Below are 1,162 nucleotides of genomic sequence, written 5' to 3'. Positions count from 1 at the left end.
TAGCAGGCCGCTGAAATACCTCCAGCGGACGTCAGCGCGACGACTGGCCGGAGCGTTGATTTGAGGACCTCATCCGACCCCACATTCATGCGCGGCGCAGACACCTTTACCGAAAGCTTGTTCACCATGCGGAGGCTGGAGGATTTCGTGCCGAAGTCCCATCCGCTGCGCTCTATCCGGACAATGGCCAACCAGGCGCTGGTGAAGATGGACCGGTTGTTCGCACAGATGTACGAGGCCGATATCAAGGGTGGCCAGCCCAGCATCGCGCCGGAGAAGTTGCTGCGAGCCATGCTGCTGCAGGTGCTCTACAGCATTCGTTCCGAACGTCAGCTGATGGAGCAGACCCAGTACAACCTGCTGTTTCGCTGGTTCATCGGGCTGTCGATGGACGACACAGTTTGGGTGCCCACGGTCTTCACCAAGAACCGCGAACGGCTGATCAAGCATGATGCGGTGATCCAATTCTTCAACGAGGTGCTTGCCATCGCGCAGAAGAAGAACTGGCTGTCAGGTGAGCACTTCAGCGTGGACGGCACGCTGATTCAGGCATGGGCAGGTCACAAGAGCTTCGTGCGCAAGGATGGCGGCGACAAGGATGACAACGACGGCGGCAACTTCAAGGGGCGCAAGCGCAGCAACGAGACGCACGAGTCCAAGACCGATCCCGATGCCAAGCTCTACCGCAAGGGCAAGACAGCCAGCGAGCTGCGCTACATGGGTCATACCCTGAGCGACAACCGCCATGGCCTGGTGGTGAGCGCCATGGTGACCAATGCGGACGGACATGCCGAGCGCGAGGCCGCGAAGGTCATGCTCAACGATGCCAGGCAGGTGATTGAAGACCTGAATGTGGAAGTCACCGTGGGCGCCGACAAGGGCTATGACGCGCACGAGTTCATTAAGGCCTGCCTGGAAATGAAGGTGACGCCCCACGTGGCGCAGAACACATCGGGGCGTCGCTCGGCCGTTCCTGATGCCATTGCTTGCAGCGCCGGTTATGCGGTCTCGCAACAAAAGCGCAAGCTGATCGAACAGGGCTTTGGGTGGGTCAAGACCGTGGGACACATGCGTCAGGTGATGGTGCGCGGCCTGAAGAAAGTCGATCAGATGTTTGTGCTGAGCATGGCCGCCTACAACCTCGTGCGCATGCGCTCGCTGG

General features: G+C 59.9%; 2 protein-coding genes. One reads left to right on the top strand and one right to left on the bottom strand.

The window, feature by feature from the left end:
• Positions 1-293 (bottom strand): hypothetical protein (locus tag CF68_RS38880; RefSeq protein ID WP_235205985.1); only part of this gene is annotated, 293 nt, incomplete at its 3' end.
• Here CF68_RS38880 and CF68_RS34475 point away from each other — a divergent pair.
• Positions 175-1,162: IS5 family transposase (locus tag CF68_RS34475; protein WP_235205984.1), on the top strand; the 988-nt coding region annotated here is incomplete at its 3' end. The genes CF68_RS38880 and CF68_RS34475 overlap by 119 nt on opposite strands.

Origin of the sequence: Cupriavidus sp. SK-4, from assembly GCF_000611125.1 — a bacterium.
GTDB classification, from domain to species: Bacteria; Pseudomonadota; Gammaproteobacteria; order Burkholderiales; family Burkholderiaceae; genus Cupriavidus; species Cupriavidus necator.
The sequence above is the reverse complement of the archived record's forward strand: the minus strand, read 5'-3'. Positions and strand labels throughout refer to the sequence as shown.